Raw genomic sequence first — 19,025 nt, 5'->3', positions numbered from 1 at the left:
CCCTCAGGTCGCTGCGGGTTCGGCGCCGGCCGCGGGGGGCAGCATTGCCCGTTCCCGTGCCGGGCGCCTTGCGGGCCGGAACGGCTCCGCGGGCAGTTGTGGTGGTCATTGGTGGGTCCTCCGCAGTTACGTGGATGCTGTGACGTGGATTACAACTGAGGCCTGAATCTACACGAGTAACTTTCTTATGCGCAAGCGTTTCTTTTATGTTTCCGGGAGGAATCTTTCTGCTCATCTTCTGCTATTGACTCGAGTAGAAACTGGTGTAAAACTTGCGTGCATGACTTTCTCACTAGGCATTGTCGGCGCCGGACAGTTCGCAGGCGCCTTCGCCAAACTCTTCGACGCCCATCCCGCGATTTCAGAAGTCCATGTCACGGACGTCCTGCCGGAACGGGCCGAGGCCCTCCGGGAGCGGCTCGGCCTGGCGGGGACCTATCCCAGCTTTGAGGCCATGCTCGACGGCGGCCTCGACGCCGTGGCGATCTTCACCCAGCGCTGGACGCACGGGCCGCTGGTGCTGCAGGCGCTCCGGGCGGGCAAGCATGTGTATTCGGCAGTGCCGATGGCCATCAGCGAGGACGAGATCGCCCGGATCATCGAGGCTGTCCGGGAGACGGGCCTGACCTACATGATGGGCGAGACAAGCTACTACAACCCCGCCACCGTCTATGCCCGCAAGCGCAAGGCTGAAGGCGCCTTTGGCCGCATCTTCTACGCCGAGGGCGACTACGTCCACGACATGGATCTCGGCTTCTACGAGGCCTACCAGTACAGCGGCGGGGAGGACTGGAAACGCACCGCCAGCTACCCGCCCATGCTGTATCCGACTCACTCCACCGGCGGGGTACTGGGCGCAATCGGCGGCCATGCCGTCAGCGTCAGCTGCATTGGCGTCTCCGACGAGCGCGGCGACGGCGTGTTCGATAAGGATGTCAGCATGTTCGGCAACGACTTCTCCAATGCCACCGCGCTGTTCGAACTCTCAACCGGCGGGTCCATGCGCATCAACGAGATGCGCCGCGTCGGCTACCCCTCCCACCTGCGCGAAAGCCGCTTCCGGTACTTCGGCACGGACGCCAGCTTCGAGCAGCTGGCCACGGTCAGTGTGTGGCAGGACAAGGAGTCCGTGACCGACGTCAGCGCGGAACTGGCCACCGGGGCCACGCTGGCTGCCGACGATCCTTCGCTGGCCAGTGTCGCACCGGCACTGCGGGACGCCTTCAGCTCCGGAATGGCACCCGTGCATGACGCCGGCCGGCTTCCGGCCGAGTTCCGCGGACTTCACAACGGGCACGAGGGCAGCCACCACTTCCTGGTGGACGACTTTGCCACGGCCGTCGACACGGGAACGCTCCCGCCCGTCAACGCCTGGGAAGCCGCCCGCTACACGCTGCCGGGGATCGTGGCGCACGAGTCCGCCCTCCGCGGCGGGGAGCGGTTGCCCGTGCCGGACCACGGCGACGCCCCCGTCCTGCTGCCTGCGCAGGGAACCAACGAGGAAGGCTTAGCCGGGGAACTCCGGCGGTAGCATGGTCACTGTGCCACACTCGCCCGCCTCCGCCAGGCCCACGATCACCCGAAAAGACGTGGCCAGGCTGGCGGGCGTCAGCACCGCCGTCGTCAGCTATGTGGTGAACGGCGGCCCCAAGCGGGTCTCCCCGGTGACCGCTGCGAAAGTCCGCGAGGCCATCAGCGCCCTGGGGTACCGTCCGAACGCCGCGGCGAGGGCACTGAAACTTGGCTCCAGCGAGATGCTCGGCATGGTGGTCCCGGACACCACCAACCCCTTCTTCGCCACTTTGGCCCGCGCCGTGGAGGAAGCCGCGGCGGCGCGCGGCTATGCCCTGCTGCTGGCGAACTCGGGCGGATCGGCGGCCAATGAGCGCCGCCAGGTCAGGAACCTCGCGAGCCGCCGCGTTGACGGGGTCTTCCTCTCCAGCGTGCTGTTCGAACCCGACCTGACCGAGCTGGAGCATTCGGAGATCCCCGCCGTGCTGCTCAACCACAGCACCGAGGTGCCGGGCTTCAACTCGGTCGGCGTGGAGCTGCTGGAAGGCTCCCGGCGTGCCGTCGAGCACCTGGTGGGCCACGGCCACCGCAACATCGCACTGGTCATGGGCATGAACGCCGGCAATGATCTCGATGCCCGCGAGGTCGGGTGGCAGCAGGGGCTCGCGGAGGCCGGCCTCCCGGAAGGACCCATTCTGCGCTGTGACTTCGACCGGCAGGGCGGCTACCGGGCCGGGCAGCGGCTGCTCGCGGCCGCGGACCGACCCACCGCCGTGTTCGTCAGTTCCGACCTGCAGGCCGTCGGCCTGCTGCGCGCCGTGTCCGAGGCCGGGCTGCGGGTCCCCGAGGACCTGGCGGTCTTCTCCTTCGACGGCTCGGCTGAGGCGGAGTTCAGCTGGCCGCCGTTGAGCACGGTCGCGCAGCCCGTCCAGGCCATGGCCGAGGCCGCCGTCGAAGCGCTCATTGGCTTTGACGGCGTGTCTCCCACCCGGAACAGGATCTTCCCCGTGGAGCTGGTCCTGCGCGCGTCCTGCGGCTGCGCGCCGGTGCCTGCCGCGCCCGGGCCCGCCGCGCCGGTTGCGGCCGAGCCGGCCGGGTAGGGTCCCCGCCGGGCACGTCGTTGCGGTTCCGGGCGTCGTTCCCTGCGGGCGTCACACCAGGGGCCCTATGGACTATCGTTAGCGCTAACAGGAGCCGGGGGGCGGGCGCCCAGCGGGCGCCCCGTGCCCTCCTATCGTTCGATTTCACACTTTGATTCAGGCCGGTGGACGGCATCGGAGCGAAAGGGGCCTCGCATGGGGAACAACAATGACCGGCGGCAGCCGCGGCTCGAAGACGTCGCAGCGCTGGCCAAGGTTTCCCACCAGACCGTCTCGCGGGTGATCAACAACAGCCCTCAGCTGCGCCCCGAGACCGCGGCGCGCGTGCGCTCGGCCATCGCAGAGCTGAAATTCGTCCCCAACCAGGCCGCGCGTGCCCTGGCCACCAGCCGGACGCGGCTCATCGGCGTCCTGGGGCCGCGCACGACCACGCACGGCGTCTCGGCGATGGTGCAGGCGGTCGAATCGGCGGCGCGCCGGGCGGGGTACCGGATGACGCTGACCAACCTCGGCACGAGCGCCCCCGACGACGTGCGGGCCTCGATCGACCACCTCGTCCAGCAGTCCATCGAAGGGCTCATCGCGGTGGCCCCGCAGACCCGCGTCGTGCCCATCCTCGACGAGATGCAGTTGCCGGTACCGGTGCGCATCGTCTCGTCGACGGGCCCGGCGACCCCGGCCGCGACGTTCAACGACCAGGTCGCCGGTGCGCGCGCGGCGGTGCGGCATCACGTCGAGCTCGGGCATTCCCGCATCCTGCACATCGCCGGTCCCCGTGACTGGCTGGAGGCCGACCATCGCATGCGGGGATACCTGGCCGAGATGGACGCGCAGGATCTGACGCCGCGCCCCCCGATCCTGGGTGACTGGACCGCGCAGTTCGGCTTCGAGGCCGGGCTCGAGCTGCTCCGCACCGAGGATGCCACGGCGGTGTTCGCCGGCAACGACCACATGGCGCTCGGGTTCATGCACGCCGTGCGGGCGATCGGACGATCGGTGCCGGAGGACATCTCGGTGGTCGGTTTCGACGACGTTCCCGAAGCCGCGCACCTGTGGCCGCCGCTGACGACGGTGCGCCAGGACTTCACCGGCATCGGGCAGCGTGCCGTCTGGGATCTGCTCGGTGACCTGGGAGTCTCTCGCGACGGCGAGACCATGCCCGAGCCCGACCACCTGCGCCTCATCGTGCGGTCGTCGACGGCTCCGCCGAGTCGCTGATCACGTCACGGTTTGGCAACGCCTGGTCTGCGAACGCAGCGGGACTTGACAGCGGCGGCGATGTGCGGGGTAGCATCACACACACAATGTGAACGGTCACATCACCGGTCACACACGCCGACGGGACTCGCTGCGGAGCGACTCCGTCGAGACGAAGACGTTTCGAACGACGCGGTACCCCGCTTCGCCGACCGGCCTCGTTTCGCCCCATCGGACGCGTGTGGTCGTGCCGTCCGCGCTGCAGCGGTGGGCTCCGCGCGGAGAGACCGTGACATCAAACCCAACGAAGGGAACCAGAGTGAACAAGCACAGCATGCTCAAGGCGGTCGCGGGGGCGGGCGTCCTCGCGCTCGGCATCGGCCTCGCGGGCTGCGCGGGCGACCGCACCGGCGCCAGCAGCGGCGACTCGGCAGAGGCCGGTGGCATCATCGGTGTCGCGATGCCGACGCAGCAGTCGGAGCGGTGGATCGCCGACGGCAACAACGTCAAGTCGCAGCTCGAGGACCTCGGCTACCAGGTCGACCTGCAGTACGCCAACGACGACATCCCCACCCAGGTCTCGCAGATCGAGAACATGATCACCTCGGGCGCCAAGGCCCTGATCGTCGCCTCGATCGACGGCACCACGCTCACCGACGTGCTCCAGCAGGCCGCTGACGCGAAGATCCCGGTCATCGCGTACGACCGCCTCATCAACGGCACGCCGAACGTGGACTACTACACGACGTTCGACAACTACAAGGTCGGCGTCCAGCAGGCCACCTCGCTCCTGACCGGCCTCGGCGTCCTCGACGCCTCGGGCAAGGAGACCGGCGCAGCCGGCCCGTTCAACGTCGAGCTGTTCGCCGGAAGCCCCGACGACAACAACGCCACCTTCTTCTGGAAGGGCGCGATGGACACCCTCCAGCCCTACATGGACAAGGGTGTGCTGGCGGTTCCGTCCGGTCAGACCGAGTTCGGCCAGGCCGCGATCCTGCGCTGGCTGCCCGAGACCGCGCAGAAGCGCATGGAGAACATCCTCACGGTCATCGGCGGCACCAAGCTCGACGGCGTCCTCTCGCCCTACGACGGTCTCTCGATCGGCATCATCTCGGCCCTGACCTCGGGCGGCTACGCGGCCAACGCGCTGCCGGTCATCACGGGTCAGGACGCCGAGGTCGGCTCGATCAAGTCGATCATCGCGGGTGAGCAGTACTCGACGATCTTCAAGGACACGCGCGAGCTCGCCAAGCAGGCCGTGACCATGGTCGACGACATCCGCAAGGGCGAGACCCCCGAGGTCAACGACGACACCACGTACGACAACGGCGAGAAGGTCGTCCCGTCGTACCTGCTCGAGTCGACGATCGTCACGAAGGACAACTACGAGAAGGTCCTCGTCGACAGCGGCTACTACACCGCCGACGACCTGAAGTAATCCCCGCGGGAGGGCTGCGGCCCTCCCGCACCGCCTCCGCCGCGACCGATCCGCTCGGTCGCGGCGGAGGCACCCCTCTTCCCTCACCCCCACCGGCTGCGAGCCGGTCCTGCAAGGAGGACCTCGTGAGCACCATCCTCGAGATGCGCTCGATCACCAAGGAGTTCCCCGGCGTCATCGCCTTGGCCGACGTGTCCCTGACCGTCGAGCGCGGAACCGTGCACGCCATCTGCGGCGAGAACGGCGCCGGAAAGTCCACTCTCATGAAGGTGCTCAGCGGTGTCTACCCCGCGGGCGACTATCGCGGCGAGATCGTCTTCGACGGTCAGACCGTGGAGTTCAAGGACATCCGCGACAGCGAAGCGGCCGGCATCGTCATCATCCATCAGGAGCTGGCGCTCAGCCCGTACCTGTCCATCGCCGAGAACATCTTCCTCGGCAACGAGATCACCCACCGCGGCCTGATCGACTGGGATGCCACCAACCGCGAGGCGGCCAAGCTCCTGGCCCGCGTGGGTCTGGGCGACAGCCCGGACGTGCCGGTCAACGAGATCGGCGTCGGAAAGCAGCAGCTCGTCGAGATCGCCAAGGCGCTGTCGAAGGACGTCAAGCTCCTCATCCTCGACGAGCCCACGGCTGCCCTCAACGACGACGACTCCGAGCACCTGCTCGATCTGATCCGGCACCTGCGCGGACAGAACATCACGTGCATCATCATCAGCCACAAGCTCAACGAGATCCGGGCGATCGCCGACGAGGTCACGATCATCCGTGACGGTCGCACGATCGAGACCCTCGACGTCGCCACGGGCGGCACGAGCGAGGACCGCATCATCCGTGGCATGGTCGGACGCGAGCTCGAGAACCGCTACCCCGACCGCGACGTCGAGATCGGCGACGAGGTGCTGCGCATCGCGGACTGGACCGTCCACCACCCGACGGATGCCAACCGCGTCGTCATCCACGACGCGAACCTGACCGTCCGTGCCGGCGAGGTCGTCGGCATCGCCGGGCTCATGGGCGCGGGCCGCACCGAGCTGGCCATGAGCGTGTTCGGCAAGAGCTTCGGCTCGCGCATCACGGGCGACGTCTACATCCGCGGCGAGAAGGCCGACACCTCCACGGTGCCCGCCGCCATCCGCAGCGGACTGGCGTACGTCACCGAGGACCGCAAGGGCGCCGGGCTCAACCTCATCGACACGATCAAGCGCAACATCTCGCTCGCGGGCATGCGCAAGCTCGCCAAGCGCGGCTGGGTCGACGGCGACGAGGAGTATCTGGTCGCCAACCGCTACCGCAAGTCGATGAACATCAAGGCCCCGACGGTCGATGTCGTGGTCGGCAAGCTCTCGGGCGGCAACCAGCAGAAGGTCGTGCTGTCGCAGTGGCTGTTCTCCGACCCTGAGGTGCTCATCCTCGACGAGCCGACCCGCGGCATCGACGTGGGCGCCAAGTACGAGATCTACACGATCATCAATTCCCTCGCGGCGCAGGGCAAGGGGGTGCTCGTGATCTCGTCGGAGCTTCCCGAGCTCCTCGGCATCTGCGACCGCATCTACACCCTCAGCGAAGGCCACATCACCGGCCAGCTGCCCATCGAAGAGGCCACACCCGAGGCCCTCATGGTGCTCATGACGAAGGAGAAGGAAGCCGACCATGTCAGCGCTTAACAACACGGCGACCCAGGCGGGTCCGACCACGCCCAAGGGCCCGGTCGGCGGCGGCGCCGGAGGAGTCGGCAGCATCGTGCAGTTCTTCACCTCACGACTGCGCGAGATCGGCATCTTCATCGCGCTCATCGTGATCGTGCTGCTGTTCCAGGCCCTCACCGGTGGGCGCCTGCTCACCGCGGGCAACGTGTCGAACATCATCGTCCAGAACAGCTACATCCTGATCCTGGCGATCGGCATGGTGATGATCATCATCGCCGGCCACATCGACCTGTCCGTCGGTTCGGTCGCCGCCTTCGTCGGTGCCGTCTCGGGCGTGCTCATCGTGCAGTGGGGCATGCCCTGGTGGCTCGGCATCCTGCTCTCGCTCGTGCTGGGCGCGGTGGTCGGAATGTGGCAGGGGTTCTGGGTGGCCTACGTGGGTATCCCGGCGTTCATCGTGACGCTGGCGGGCATGCTCTTGTTCCGCGGTCTCACGCAGATGACGCTGGGCAACACGCAGATCACGCCGTTCCCCATGGAGTACCGCCAGCTCGGCGGCGGCTACCTGTTCCCCGACCTGTTCCCGGCGGCGACGTCGCCCGCCGAGTGGATCACCGTGGCGCTGGGTGCCCTGACTCTCGTGCTGTTCGTCTTCTCGCAGGTCCGCCAGCGCGCCAAGCGCGCCGCGCTCGAGCTGCAGAACGAGCCGCAGGTGTGGTTCCTGTTCAAGATCATCGGTGGCGGCGCGCTCATCGCGTACCTGACCTACCTGCTGGGCGTCGCGCCCGGTTCGCGCGGCACCCCGATCGTTCTCGTCGTGCTCGCCATCCTGATCATCGGCTACTCGACCGTCATGAGCCGGAGCGTCTTCGGCCGTCACATCTACGCGATCGGTGGCAACCGCACCGCCGCGAAGCTGTCGGGCATCAACACCCGCCGTGTCGACTTCCTGCTCTTCGTCAACATGGGCGTGCTGGCCGCGCTCGCGGGCATCGTCTTCACGGGCCGACTGAACTCGGCCGGTCCAGGTGCGGGAAACCTGTTCGAGCTGGATGCCATCGCGGCGTCGTTCATCGGTGGCGCCGCCGTCCAGGGTGGTGTCGGCCGCGTGGTCGGTGCGATCGCCGGTGGTCTGGTCATGGGTGTGCTCAACAACGGCATGTCGCTCATGGGTATCTCGACCGACGTGCAGCAGTTCATCAAGGGTCTCGTGCTGCTGCTGGCCGTGGCCTTCGACGTGTGGAACAAGAACCGCACGCGCGGTTGATCCGTCCTGTCCCTCGGACGCCCCGTCGCCTCGTGCGGCGGGGCGTCCGTCGTGTCTGGGGCAGGATGGAGCGGGTGACCCTCCGCTCGATTCCCCGTTCGTTCGGTGCGGCGGCCCTCGTCGCCGTTCTGGCGCTGACGGGCTGCAGCGGGAGCACGGCCCGCACCACCGGAACGAGCGACGGAGCCGGAGTCGTCGGCGTGACGCTTCCGAGTGCCGACGACCTGGCCTGGGTGCGCGCGGGTGACGCGCTGTCCGCGGAGCTGCGCGAGCGGGGGTACCGCGTCGACCTGCAGTTCGCCGCCGCCGACACCCGGACGCAGGTGTCGCAGGCGCAGAACATGATCACCAAGGGCGAGGATGCCGTGGTCCTCGTCCCCGTCTCCCTCGATGCGCTGGCCGCCGCCCGCGAGGCCGCGGCGGCCGAGGACGTCCCGGCCGTGGCGGTCGCCCGCGATCTCGACGGCGCGGGAGCGGTCGTCGCCGTCGACCCCGCCGAGGTCGGACGCGCGCAGGCCGAGGCGCTCCTCGACGACCTCGGAACGGCGCCCGCGACGGTCGCGGTGCTCGCCGGAGCGACCGAGGATCCGGATGCCGCCGCGCGCCACGCCGCGGCGATCGAGGCGTTGGCGCCCGCGGTCGCCGCCGGCACCGTCACCCTGCTCGCCGGGGAGGACTTCGCCGATGCCGCCGTCGCCGACGAGACGGCGGGCGTCGAGTCCGCTGCCGAGGATCGCGCGCGGGAGCTCGCGGGGGAGGACGAGCGTCCGACGGCGATGCTGGCCCTCGGCGACGCGGTGACCCGTGGCGTGGTCACCGCGCTCACCACGCCCGATCCGGACGCCTCGCCCTCGCCGAGCCCGTCCCCGGATGCGGGCGACGCCGTTCCGGCACCGGTCGTCGTCGGGTCCGGGGGCGACACCGCGACGGTGCGGGCCCTGCGCGACGGTGTCGTGGAGGCGACCGTGTTCGTCGACACACGTCTCGTCGCCCCGACGGTGGCGGACGCGGTCGCGGCGGCGCTCGCGGGTCGGGCCCCGTCCGCCGGACCGGCGCTGGAGGCCGCCGCGGTGCGGCGGCCGGAGGTCCAGGCGGTGTTCCTCGAGAGCGGTTGGCTGGACGCGGGCGACCTGTGAGCGGCCCGATTCGGGAAAACCCGAATCACGGCGAGGGCTGCCCGGGCTGACCGCCGCGCGGCCCGGTCCTACCGTGGAACACATGACCACGGCATCCGTCCTTCCTCCTCCGCCGCCCGCGCTCCCGTCGCCCCCGGGCGCGACCGCTCCCGCGCCCGCGAAGGCGCGCGTCACGTCTCCCGGCCAGGTCTGGGGCGCCGCCGCTCAGCTGGCGGCGCTCGGGCTCATCGGTCCCGGCATCTTCGGCGTGCTCTTCGGCATGCTCGGCGCCGGCGTCGGCCTGCTCTTCGCGCTGCTGATCGGAGCGGTCGTGCTCGTCGGTCTCGTCTACGCGCTCTTCGGCGTGGCGTGGTTCGAGCAGGCACGGCTCGAGGGGCTGTACGGCTTCGACCTCCCGCCCGTGCGGATCCGTCGCAGCGACCGCACCGGTTTCGTCGGCGTGCTCCACACGATCTGGCTGCAGGCGATCGAGCCGCGCCAGTGGCGCGCGGTGGCATCCTTCAGCGTGTCGACCGGACTCGGCCTGATCGTGCTGTTCCTCGTCGGGGTCGTGTCGTGGGGCATCGCGCTGGCGTTCAGCCCCCTGTTCGGGTGGTCGCACACCGGCTTCTTCGGTGCCGCTCTGCTCAGCGGCGCCGGCGCCCCGATCCTCGGTGCTGTCGGCGCGCTCCTCGCGATCGCGGGTGTCTTCGGACTCGCGCTGCTGCACGGCGTCCTCACCCGGGCGATTCTCGTGCCCTCCCGCGAAGCGCAGCTCGAGGAGCAGGCGCGCACGTCGGATACCCGCCGAGCCGGCGCCGTCCGCGCCGCCGAGGTGGAGCGCACCCGGATCGAACGCGACCTGCACGACGGCGTCCAGCCGCGGCTCGTGTCGATCGGGATGACCCTGGGGCTCGCGCAGACCAAGATCGACGACGACCCCGAGGCCGCGAAGGCGCTCGTCGCCGAGGCACACGCCTCGACCAAGTCGGCCATCACCGAGTTGCGTCAGCTGGCGCGCGGCATCCACGCCTCGGTGCTGGAGGACCGGGGTCTGGATGCCGCCCTCTCGGCGCTCGCATCGCGGTCGCACATCCCCGTGACCCTCGACGTGCGGCTGCCGCGCCGGTGCAGCAGACCCGCCGAGGCGGCGGTGTACTTCTCGATCGCCGAAGCGTTGACCAACGCCGCCAAGCACTCGCGGGCATCGACGTGCCGCGTGGACGTGCGGGTGCGCGACGACGGGGCGCTGTGGGCACGCGTGGAGGACGACGGTCTCGGCGGTGCCCGCGTGGTCCCCGGCGGCGGGCTGGACGGCATCGTCAATCGCGTCACGGCCGCCGGCGGCACCGTCCGCCTGGAGAGCCCGCAGGGCGGGCCCACGTCGGTGGAGGTGACGGTCCCGTGCGCATCCTGATCTGCGAGGACTCGGTCCTGCTGCGCGAGGGGCTCGTGCGCCTGCTCGCGGACGACGGCCACGAGGTCGTCGCGGCGCTGTCCGACACCACGGGGCTCGACGAGGCCGTCGCCGACGGCGCTCCCGACCTGTGCGTCCTGGACGTGCGGCTCCCGCCGACGTGGACCGACGAGGGCATCCGCGCCGCGATCGCATTGCGTTCTCGGCATCCCGGTCTCGCCGTCCTCGTTCTGTCGCAGTACGTCGAGGAGCGGTACGCGAGCGACTTGATCGCCGACGGGCAGGGCTCGCTCGGCTATCTCCTCAAGGACCGCGTCGCCGACGTGCGCGAGTTCCTCGAGGCGGTCGCGCGGATCGCCGACGGCGCGACGATCCTCGACCCCGAGGTGGTGGGCCAGTTGCTGGCCCGCCGGCGACGCGACGACCGGCTGCAGTCCCTCACCGAGCGGGAACGGGCCGTTCTCGCGCTGATCGCCGAGGGACGCTCCAACCAGGCCATCGCCCAGACGCTGTTCGTCTCGGCCGCGAGCGTCGAGAAGTACATCACCGCCATCTTCACCAAGCTCGGCCTCGAGCAGGACGAGACGGGCAACCGCCGCGTCATCGCCGCCCTGGTCCACTTGGGACACGACACCACCGGAGCGTCCTCATGACCGTTCAGACCCCCCTCGACCCGACTCCGCCGCCCGCGCCGGCACCAACACCGCGCCGCCGGTCGACGGCCGCCCTCGCCGTCTCGATCGTCACGATCGTCATCGGCGGGTGCGCGATCCTGGGCACGCTCGGATCGAGCGGACTGGCAGCGGTCGGCGCGCTGAGCGAGAGCGGAACCGGGTCCTCCGCGCAGCAGAGCGAGACGCGCGGCGTGCGCGACCTCGACATCGACGTGGCCGGCGGCGCGCTGAGCGTCGAGTACGGCGACGTGAGCGAGGCGCAGCTCGACAGCTATGGCGCGGGGGGCTGGACCCTCGAACGGCGCGGAGACACCCTGCACGTCAGTTCTCCCGATCGTGGGTTCCGCAGCTGGAGCGGCGGAGTCTCCGCGACGCTCACTCTCCCGCAGTCGCTCGTCCGCTCGGGCGTGGATGCCCGCATCGACGTGACCGGCGGCAGCCTCGACGCGACGGGTGACTTCGGCGCCGTGTCGGTGAAGCTCAGCGGCGGCACGGCGACACTGTCGGGGCATGCTCGCTCGCTCGACCTGTCCGTCGCGGGCGGTTCCGCGTCGGCAGACGTCTCCGACGTGGATACCGCGGCGATCGAGCTCGCCGGCGGCGACCTCACGGCCACGCTGACCGGCTCGACCCCGACCCGCACGACGATCGACGTGACCGCCGGTTCGGTGGACCTCACTCTGCCGGAGGACACCTACCGCGTGATCCACGACGGCCCCGGGTCGCTCGACAGCGCTCTGGAGACCTCGTCGACGGCGACCGCGCGCGTCGACGTGCAGACCGCTCTCGGATCGGTCACCCTGCGCGCGTCCTGACCGGAGGAGTGACGGGGGCCGGGGCGGAGTGCACCCCGGCCCTCATCGCGTCGTCGCGGCGCGGATCCGGCCCGGTCACGGCACTGCGGCGCGGATCCGCCCCGGTCACGTCGCTGCGGCGCGGATCCGCCCCGGTCGCGACACCGCGATCGCGGCGAGTACCGCGACGATGCCGACGAGCTGCCCGACCGCGAGGGACTCGCCCCCGACGGCGAGGCCGAGCAGCACCCCGGTCACGGGGTTGAGCAGCCCGATGAGGCCGACGGTCCCCGCGGGCAAGTGGCGGAGGCCCGTGAACCAGCACACGAACGCCAGCGCCGTCGCCACGACGGCGATGCCGGCGTAGGCGATCAGGCCCGTGGCATCCACCGACGGGGGAGGCCCCTCGACGCTCGCCGCGACGGCGGTGAGCGCGAGTCCGCCGGCGGTGAGCTGCCACGCCGTCGTGGCCAGGAGCGGGGTGTCGTCGCGCCAGCGCGTCGTGAGGATCGCCCCGAGCGACGAAGAGACGAGGGCGATCCCGGATGCCACGACACCCGCGGGAGAGATGCCCGCGGCGCCGAGTCCCACGACGAGCGCGACGCCGACGAAGCCGAGCACGGCACCGAGCGCCCAACGCACCGTCGGCCGCTGGCCCAGGAGCGGCCACGCGAGACCGGCGAGTGCCAGCGGGGCGAGTGCCATGATCGACGCCGCGACCGACGAGGGCAGCAGCTGCGCAGCGATGTAGATCAGCACGAAGAACCCGCCGAAATTGAGCGCGCCGAGCACCATCGCCTTTCCCCACCACGCGCCTCGCGGCCGTCGGCGCGCGAGAGCCCACAGCAGCAGCCCCGCGGGGAGCGCCCGGAGAGCACCGCCCCACAGTGGAGCGTCCGCGGGCAGCAGGTGCCGGGTGACGACGTACGTGGCGCCCCACGCGACGGGGGCGACCGCGGTGACGGCGACGATCCGCCAATTCGCTTCCATGGAAGACATATTAGCTTCCGCGGAAGGTAAAGTGGCGGGATGGCAGACACCGACCGCGTGGACCACATCGTCGGGCAGTGGCGCGCCGAGCGCCCCGACCTCGACGTCTCGCCGCTGCACGTCATCGGGCGCCTCCATCGCGTCGCCGACCGACTTCGCGAGGAGCTTCTCGTCGTCTACCGGCAGCACGGGCTCGGCGAGGGCGAATTCGACATCCTCGCGGCGCTCCGCCGCGCGGGGGAGCCGTTCGCCGCCGCTCCCGGCGAGCTCGCGCGCACGACGATGGTGACCACCGGTGCGGTGACCAAGCGCGTCGACCGGCTCGTGGCATCCGGGCTCGTCGTCCGACGTGAGAGCGATGACGACGGGCGCGGGCGCACCATCGCGCTCACCCCCGCCGGCCGACGCGTCATCGACGACGCCTTCGCCGCCCACGTGCGCAACGAGGCACGGCTGCTCGCGGACCTGAGCCCCGCCCAGCGCGGCGACCTCGAGCGTCTGCTGCGCGCCTGGGGCGGTGCGCTCGGGGTCTAGCCCCGTGCGCGAGTCGCCAGATTCTGTCGCTTCCGCGTGGTCGTCGGCGACACCTCTTGGCGACTCACGCGCCCTTGAGGGCCTTCGCGATGCGCTGGATCGAGACGGGCTCGGCCGTGCCGAGGCGCTGGGCGAACAGGCTGACGCGGTACTCCTCCAGCAGCCAGCGCGTCTGCACGAGGTTCGCGGGAGCGGCCGCGGGGAGCGGGACGGTGCCGCCGGCCTCGACGAAGCCCGCGGCGGCGCGCTCGTACTCGGTCATGCGCTGACGGTCGCGGCCGGGGTTGTCGGGAAGCGTCTTCAAGCGATCGAGTGCGCCGGCGAGGTAGCGCGGCAGGTGCTGCAGCCGGGCGAGACCGGTGCGCGAGAGGAAACCCGAGAAGATCAGGCCCTGGAGCTGCCCGCGGACGTCGTTGAGCGCGCCGAGCAGCGTGATCGACGAGGCGTCCTTGATCGCGCGTTCGACCTCGCGCTGCGCCAGCAGGATCTTGGCCGCGAGCGACACGGTCTGGAACGTCCGATCGACCGACGCGGCCGAGAACGCGTCGCGCACCCGCTCGAACTCCGCCTTCGTCCGCACGACACCGCTCGGCGCTTCGCGCAGCAGCACGTCGTCGGCGAGGGCCACCCGGGCGTCCTCGATCAGGGCCTTCGCGTTCTGATACGGGGATGCCGCGAGCGCGAGCTTCTCGTTCGCGGTGAGGTGGTCGAGCACGTACGTGGCGGGGGAGGGGACCGCGAGGAGCAGAAGGCGACGGATGCCGGCGCGCGTGTGCCGCGCGGCATCCTCGGGCGTGGCCTCGACGCGCAGCGCCACGCTGTCGCCGTCGTCCACGAGCGCCGGGTAGCCGCGGACGACACCTCCGGCGACCGGAGTGTCCACGACCTCGGTGAGCTCGTCGATGTCCCACGTGGTGAGCTTCGTGCGCGAGGCGAAGGCCGGCGAGGCCTGGGCGACGCGCGCGGCGGCCCGGGGTGCGGGGCGCTCGCGGGTCACCGCCGACTCGACGCTCGAGCGGGCGCGGTCCGCGAGGCGGCGCTGCAGCGCGGCGAGGTCGCGGTCGGACCCGACGGCGCGGCCGCGCGCGTCGACCGCCCGGAACGACGGCAGCAGGTGTCCGGGCACCCGCTCGAGTTCGAAGTCGGCGGCGCTGACCCGTTGGTTCGCGACGCGCTGCACGAGCGCGGCGAGGGCGTCGACGAGCGTCGACTTCGGCAGCCCGTTCGCGTGCTCGGGGCCCTTCTCGGCGAGTTCGGCCGAGAATTTCTCGGCCCAGTCCGCGGCGGGAACCACGTTGCGGCGGATCGTCTTCGGCAGCGCCCGCAGCAGGGCCGTCACCAGCTCGTCGCGCATCCCCGGCACCTGCCAGTCGAAGCCGTCGGGGCGCAGCTGTGCCAGAAGCGGCAGCGGGACGACGACCGTGACGCCGTCGTCGGCGGCCCCCGGCTCGAAGCGGTACGCGAGGTTCAGCGTCTGGTCGCCCTGCCGCCAGCGCGCGGGGAACGCCCGGTCGTCGCCCTGGGCGCGGTCGCCGGTGAGGTCGGACTCGCGGAGGTCGAGCAAGTGGGGCGTGCGGTTCGCGGCATCCTTCCACCACGTCTCGAACGAGCGCACGTCGGTGACGTCGGCGGGGATGCGCGCGTCGTAGAACGCGAACACGGCCTCGTCGCCGACGAGGATGTCGCGGCGGCGCTCGCGCTCCTCGATCTTCTCGAGCAGCCGGCGCTGCTCCTGGTTGCGGCGCAGGAACGCGGTGAGGCGCTTGTCGAGGACCGACGGGTCCCACTCGCCCTCGACGAGCGCGTGCCGCACGAACATCTCGCGCGCCAGCGGTCGGTCGAAGCGCGCGAGCTGCACCCGGCGACGGCCGACGAGCTCGACCCCGAACAGCGTGACCTTCTCGTAGGCGGAGGCGGCTCCGGCATCCTTCGACCAGTGTGGTTCGCTCAGCGACCGCTTCACCAAGTCGGGGGCGAGATCCTCGGCCCACGCGGGGTCGACGGCGGCGACCGTGCGGGCGAACAGCCGCGACGTCTCGACGAGTTCGGCGGCCATGACCGCCGACGGCCGCTTCTTCTTCAGCCCCGAACCCGGGAAGATCGCGAACCGCGCCCCGCGCGCCCCGATGTACTCGCCCTTCATGGGTCGGGCGTCGCCGGGTGCTTTGCGGTCCTTGGCTTGCGCCACCGTGCGCGGATCCAGGATGCCGATGTGCGACAGCAGCCCCGACAGGACGGCGCGGTGGATCGCGTCACCCTGCGCGTGGCCCTGCGGTTCGGCGTCTGTGCGCGTCCCCCGTCCCCTTTCTGGCGGAGCATGTCCCGAACGGTGCTGCCCGGAGCGGCTCGGAGCAGCAGAATTCGGGACATCGTTCTCCGTGGGAGCGGCGCCGCGCTCGCTCCCGAGCACGGAGCGCAACTGCCGGTGCACGTCGACCCACTCCCGCACGCGCACGTAATTCAGGTGCTCGCTGCGGCACAGGCGACGGAACGCGCTCGAGCCGAGCTCGGCCTGCTTCTCCTGCAGGTAATCCCACAGATTCAGCAGCGAGAGGAAGTCGCTCGAGGGGTCCGTGAAGCGCGCGTGGAAGCGGTCGGCCTCGTCGCGGCGCTCCTCGGGCCGTTCGCGCACGTCCTGGATCGACATCCCGGCGACGATCGCGAGCACCTCGGTCAGCACGCCCGAGCCGCGGGCCTCGAGGAGCATGCGCGCGAAGCGCGGGTCGATGGGCAGACGCGCGATCTCGCGCCCGATGCCGGTCAGGCGCGGGCCGCGGTCGTCGCCGCGGGCCGGCAGCTTCACGGCGCCCAGCTCGACGAGCAGGTCGAGCGCCGCCTTCACGCCGCGCGAATCCGGCGGCGTCAGGAACGGGAATGCCTGGATGTCGCCGAACCCCAGAGAGAGCATCTGCAGGATGACGGATGCCAGCGACGTCCGCAGGATCTCGGGTTCGGTGTACTCCGGTCGGCGGAGGAAGTCGTCCTCGGAGTACAGCCGGATCGCGATGCCCGCCGACGTGCGGCCCGCACGGCCCGACCGCTGCTGCGCCGAGGCCTGCGACACCGCCTCGATCGGCAGCCGCTGGATCTTCGAGCGATTGCTGTAGCGCGAGATGCGCGCCGTCCCCGTGTCGATGACGTACCGGATGCCGGGAACCGTGAGGCTCGTCTCGGCGACGTTCGTCGCGAGGATGACGCGGCGGCGCACTCCGGCGACGGTGGAACGCTCGAACACCCGGTGTTGTTCGGCGGCGGAGAGGCGCCCGTAGAGGGGCAGGACTTCGGTGGGCGCGGCATCCTTCTGGTACGCCCCGCGGATGGCATCCGCGGCATCCCGGATCTCGGCTTCGCCGGGGAAGAACACCAGCACGTCGCCCGCGGCCTCGCGATCGAGTTCGCGCAGGGCGGCGACCACGGCCCCGACCTCGTCGACGTCGTCGCTCTCGACGGCCGAACTCCTGACTTTCCGTGTCGCTCGGGCGGCTGGGCCGCGAGACGACGGGGCATCGGCCTCGACGGCATCCGGAATCTCAGGAGTTTCGCCCGCGTCGCCGTCGCCACCCGGCGGCCGATACCGGATCTCGACCGGATACGTGCGCCCCGACACCTCGATGACCGGTGCCGGCACCGGCTCGCCGCCGGGTGCCGTGGGCGGGGCGGCGAAGTGGCGCGCGAAGCTCTCGGGATCGATGGTCGCCGAGGTGACGATGACCTTGAGGTCGGGCCGCTGCGGCAGGAGCCGCCGCAAGTACCCCAGCAGGAAGTCGATGTTGAGGGACCGCTCGTGCGCCTCGTCGACGATGATCGTGTCGTAGCGACGGAGCAGGCGGTCGCGGTGGATCTCGTTAAGCAGGATGCCGTCGGTGACGAGCGCCACGCGGGTGTCGGCCGACACCTTGTCGGTGAAGCGCACCTTGTACCCCACGGTCGAGCCGAGGGGGACCTGCATCTCTTCCGCGATGCGCTCGGCGATCGTGCGCGCGGCGATGCGGCGCGGCTGCGTATGCGCGATGGACGTGCGCCCGAGTTCGAGGCAGATCTTCGGCAGCTGCGTCGTCTTACCCGAACCGGTCGCGCCGGCGACGATCACGACCTGGTGGTCGCGGATGGCGCGCGCGATCTCGTCCCGCGCGGCGCTGACGGGCAGCTCGGGCGGGTAGACGATGACGGGTTCGACGGACACAGCCTTTCAGCCTATCCCGGGACGGCGGGGCCGAGCGGCACCGATAAACGCTGTTCCTCCCGAAACACGCTGCGCCGCAGCGTTTCTGCGAAGGAACGGCGTTTATCGCGAGCTGGGGCGTCAGGGCATCGCGGCCTTCGCGGCGAGGATGCGGGTGGCGGCGGCATCCACCTTCGCCGCGAACGCCGGGTCGGTCTGCGCGCGAGCGAGGACGGCCTGCCGCATCTCGGGGTACACCGAAGGATCGGCCGACACCAGCAGCAGGTCGATGCCGGCGTCGATGGCGAGCACCGCGCGATCGGCGGGGGACCAGGGCTGCACCTGCCGCGCGGCCGAGAGGTCGTCGACGGTGACGACGCCGTCGAACCCGACCGTGTCGCGCAGGACGTCCACCACGGTCGGCGAGAACGCCGCCGGAGCGCTCGGGTCGATGCGGACGTAGATCGCGGTCGAGAGCATCACGATCGCCGGCCCCTGCGGCAGCACCGCCGAGTACACGCCCACGTCCGGGCCGTCGGCGGTGACGACGTCGTCCGTGACATCGCTGCGCGTGTCGGTGTTCTCGGTCACGCGACCGAGTCCCGGGAAGTGCTTGAACGTGGGCAGGATCCCGCCGTCGCGCATTCCCTGCGCGAACGCGCCGACCTTCGCCGCGACGGTCGGGCCGTCGTAGCCGTACTGGCGGTTGAACTGACCGATCGGCGGATTGTCGCCCGCGGCCTCGGGGCTGTCCACGATGTCGGCGACGGGCGCGAGGTTCATGTTCACGCCGGCATCAGCGAGCTGCCGGCCCCACGTGGCGGCGTTCGCGCGCAGCGTCGCGTCATCCCACGCTCCCTGATCGCGGGCGAACGGGATGCCGTCGACCCCCGGCCCCGACAGCACCTGGACGTCTCCGCCCTCCTGGTCCGTCGCGACCCACAGCTCGGGGCCGCCCGGCGGGACGACCGAGGTGAAGCCGCTCACGAGATCGGCGGTGGGCTGCACGCCCGCGTCGGAGCGGCCGTGCAGGAAGATCCCGCCGACGTGGTCGTCGCGGACCGCGGCCAGCGTGATCGGGTCGGCGCCGTCCACCGACGTCCCGACCATGAACATCTGCCCGACCCGGTCCTCGAGGCGGAGCCCCGCGAGGGGATCCGGGGTGGGCGTGGG

General features: G+C 70.7%; 14 protein-coding genes. 11 read left to right on the top strand and 3 right to left on the bottom strand.

Going from position 1 to position 19,025, the window contains the following annotated elements; translation table 11 throughout:
- The first annotated feature begins 280 nt into the window (after positions 1-280).
- The 10 genes from LQV45_RS05745 (at position 281) to LQV45_RS05700 (ending at position 12,187) form a co-directional block, all read left to right on the top strand.
- Entirely contained in the window at positions 281-1,531 is a 1,251-nt protein-coding gene (locus LQV45_RS05745; RefSeq protein ID WP_230006160.1) for a Gfo/Idh/MocA family protein, read from the top strand.
- A 1-nt stretch (position 1,532) separates the two neighbouring features.
- The gene (locus tag LQV45_RS05740; RefSeq protein WP_230006159.1) at positions 1,533-2,612 is read left to right on the top strand and encodes a LacI family DNA-binding transcriptional regulator; all 1,080 of its coding nucleotides are present in this window, start codon (positions 1,533-1,535) and stop codon (positions 2,610-2,612) included.
- Between the two features lie 195 nt (positions 2,613-2,807).
- Positions 2,808-3,830, top strand: coding sequence for a LacI family DNA-binding transcriptional regulator (locus tag LQV45_RS05735; protein WP_230006158.1), 1,023 nt, complete (start codon positions 2,808-2,810; stop codon positions 3,828-3,830).
- Between the two features lie 313 nt (positions 3,831-4,143).
- The gene (gene chvE / locus LQV45_RS05730; RefSeq protein WP_230006161.1) at positions 4,144-5,247 is read left to right on the top strand and encodes a multiple monosaccharide ABC transporter substrate-binding protein; all 1,104 of its coding nucleotides are present in this window, start codon (positions 4,144-4,146) and stop codon (positions 5,245-5,247) included.
- 143 nt (positions 5,248-5,390) lie between these two features.
- Entirely contained in the window at positions 5,391-6,917 is a 1,527-nt protein-coding gene (gene mmsA, locus LQV45_RS05725; RefSeq protein ID WP_138177279.1) for a multiple monosaccharide ABC transporter ATP-binding protein, read from the top strand.
- Positions 6,904-8,166: a multiple monosaccharide ABC transporter permease gene (gene mmsB / locus LQV45_RS05720; protein WP_230006157.1), complete on the top strand. Its 1,263-nt coding sequence runs from the start codon at positions 6,904-6,906 to the stop codon at positions 8,164-8,166. Before mmsA ends, mmsB begins: the two co-directional genes overlap by 14 nt.
- 74 nt (positions 8,167-8,240) lie before the next feature.
- Positions 8,241-9,302 (top strand): substrate-binding domain-containing protein, encoded by a 1,062-nt coding sequence (locus LQV45_RS05715; RefSeq protein WP_230006156.1) that lies wholly within the window; start codon positions 8,241-8,243, stop codon positions 9,300-9,302.
- Between the two features lie 82 nt (positions 9,303-9,384).
- The gene (locus LQV45_RS05710) at positions 9,385-10,698 is read left to right on the top strand and encodes a histidine kinase (RefSeq protein ID WP_230006155.1); all 1,314 of its coding nucleotides are present in this window, start codon (positions 9,385-9,387) and stop codon (positions 10,696-10,698) included.
- Entirely contained in the window at positions 10,686-11,351 is a 666-nt protein-coding gene (locus LQV45_RS05705; RefSeq protein ID WP_230006154.1) for a response regulator transcription factor, read from the top strand. Before LQV45_RS05710 ends, LQV45_RS05705 begins: the two co-directional genes overlap by 13 nt.
- Complete coding sequence (locus tag LQV45_RS05700; RefSeq protein ID WP_230006153.1) at positions 11,348-12,187, top strand: hypothetical protein; 840 nt, start codon at positions 11,348-11,350, stop codon at positions 12,185-12,187. Before LQV45_RS05705 ends, LQV45_RS05700 begins: the two co-directional genes overlap by 4 nt.
- A gap of 105 nt (positions 12,188-12,292) precedes the next feature.
- Here the strand turns inward: LQV45_RS05700 and LQV45_RS05695 are convergent, their stop codons facing one another.
- Positions 12,293-13,156, bottom strand: a complete 864-nt coding sequence (locus tag LQV45_RS05695) for a DMT family transporter (protein WP_230006152.1) — start codon at positions 13,154-13,156, stop codon at positions 12,293-12,295.
- A 39-nt stretch (positions 13,157-13,195) separates the two neighbouring features.
- Here LQV45_RS05695 and LQV45_RS05690 point away from each other — a divergent pair, with 39 nt between their 5' ends.
- The gene (locus LQV45_RS05690) at positions 13,196-13,690 is read left to right on the top strand and encodes a MarR family winged helix-turn-helix transcriptional regulator (protein WP_230006151.1); all 495 of its coding nucleotides are present in this window, start codon (positions 13,196-13,198) and stop codon (positions 13,688-13,690) included.
- A 64-nt stretch (positions 13,691-13,754) separates the two neighbouring features.
- Here the strand turns inward: LQV45_RS05690 and LQV45_RS05685 are convergent, their stop codons facing one another.
- Both LQV45_RS05685 and LQV45_RS05680 read right to left on the bottom strand, forming a co-directional pair.
- Positions 13,755-17,873: a DUF3418 domain-containing protein gene (locus LQV45_RS05685; RefSeq protein ID WP_230006150.1), complete on the bottom strand. Its 4,119-nt coding sequence runs from the start codon at positions 17,871-17,873 to the stop codon at positions 13,755-13,757.
- A 120-nt stretch (positions 17,874-17,993) separates the two neighbouring features.
- Positions 17,994-19,025, bottom strand: a 1,032-nt coding sequence (locus tag LQV45_RS05680) for a glycoside hydrolase family 3 N-terminal domain-containing protein (protein WP_230006149.1), incomplete at its 5' end; no start/stop codon positions are given.

This window comes from Microbacterium sp. Bi128, from assembly GCF_918698205.1.
This window is presented reverse-complemented; position numbering and strand designations above follow the sequence as displayed.

Excerpts from the sequence above, each read along its gene's own strand:
- LQV45_RS05695 (WP_230006152.1), bottom strand. The coding sequence starts at position 13,156 with ATGGAAGCGAATTGGCGGATCGTCGCCGTCACCGCGGTCGCCCCCGTC.
- mmsA (WP_138177279.1), top strand. The coding sequence starts at position 5,391 with ATGCGCTCGATCACCAAGGAGTTCCCCGGCGTCATCGCCTTGGCCGAC.
- chvE (WP_230006161.1), top strand. The coding sequence starts at position 4,144 with ATGCTCAAGGCGGTCGCGGGGGCGGGCGTCCTCGCGCTCGGCATCGGC.
- LQV45_RS05700 (WP_230006153.1), top strand. The coding sequence starts at position 11,348 with ATGACCGTTCAGACCCCCCTCGACCCGACTCCGCCGCCCGCGCCGGCA.
- mmsB (WP_230006157.1), top strand. The coding sequence starts at position 6,904 with ATGTCAGCGCTTAACAACACGGCGACCCAGGCGGGTCCGACCACGCCC.
- LQV45_RS05735 (WP_230006158.1), top strand. The coding sequence starts at position 2,808 with ATGGGGAACAACAATGACCGGCGGCAGCCGCGGCTCGAAGACGTCGCA.
- LQV45_RS05740 (WP_230006159.1), top strand. The coding sequence starts at position 1,533 with ATGGTCACTGTGCCACACTCGCCCGCCTCCGCCAGGCCCACGATCACC.
- LQV45_RS05690 (WP_230006151.1), top strand. The coding sequence starts at position 13,196 with ATGGCAGACACCGACCGCGTGGACCACATCGTCGGGCAGTGGCGCGCC.
- LQV45_RS05710 (WP_230006155.1), top strand. The coding sequence starts at position 9,385 with ATGACCACGGCATCCGTCCTTCCTCCTCCGCCGCCCGCGCTCCCGTCG.
- LQV45_RS05745 (WP_230006160.1), top strand. The coding sequence starts at position 281 with ATGACTTTCTCACTAGGCATTGTCGGCGCCGGACAGTTCGCAGGCGCC.